The sequence below is a fragment of the Vibrio sp. 10N.261.46.E11 genome (assembly GCF_041472735.1).
Lineage (GTDB): Bacteria > Pseudomonadota > Gammaproteobacteria > Enterobacterales > Vibrionaceae > Vibrio.
Genome location: NZ_JBFRQW010000012.1, coordinates 48,448 through 49,245, shown reverse-complemented (window position 1 = coordinate 49,245; position 798 = coordinate 48,448). Strand labels below are relative to the sequence as shown.

General features: G+C 46.9%; 1 protein-coding gene. It reads right to left on the bottom strand.

All coding sequences use genetic code 11. The annotated features are described in order from the left end of the window. Nucleotides 1–3: 3 nt before the first annotated feature. A partial coding sequence (locus AB4407_RS04425) for an ISL3 family transposase (RefSeq protein WP_372119042.1) occupies nucleotides 4–798 on the bottom strand: 795 nt, incomplete at its 5' end.

The window sequence follows — 798 nt, the reverse complement described above, 5'->3', positions numbered from 1 at the left end:
GGTTCATCGCGGCTTTCCGGGGAAAGCCGCTTTTATCTTTAAGAAGAAGTAGTCTGTATCTCGATATCCATACCCCATTCGCTTGATTAGCTTTATCTTGTTGTTTATCCCTTCAAGCGTGCAGGTATTTAACGGATAACTTGCCGATGCGATAACCCCGTGAAGATATGGTCTGAGTTTTCGTGCGAACTCTTTTAATGGCTTAATCCCACTCTCTTGCACTTGTTCCCACCACGCGTCCCAGAGCCCCTTGGCGTGCCCCTCTGATTCACAATACCAAAGCTCTTTGAGTTGCGCTCCGAGTATATAAGTGGTCATTAAGTCCTTATTGAGATTCAATATTTCAGTAAGATAGCTATCTTGGCGTGTATTTAAGTTGCCTCTATTTTTCAGCAGTACCCAGCGTGAACGCTTCACCCATTGCCTCGCTTTTTTGTCTTGCTTAAGTTTGTTTGCTTGGTCGACTCTAACTCTATCCATCACCTCGCGACCGAACTTAGCGACAACATGGAACAAGTCGTAAACGATTTTTGCATTCGGACAGTGCGCTTGAACTTCAAGGTCAAAAGCCGTATTCATGTCCATCGCGACCGCCTCGATATTGTTGCCATGCTTGCCTAACTGCTCGAAGAACGGTCGTATGTCCTTGCGGCTACGGCCTAACCCTACCCAAATGACTTGGTGAGTCTTAGCGTCAGCGATGACTGTGGCATATCGATGTCCTTTAAAGATGGCGAACTCGTCCATGACGAGTTGCCTTAGTCCCTCCCATTTCACTGGCGGTACAACTTGCTGAAG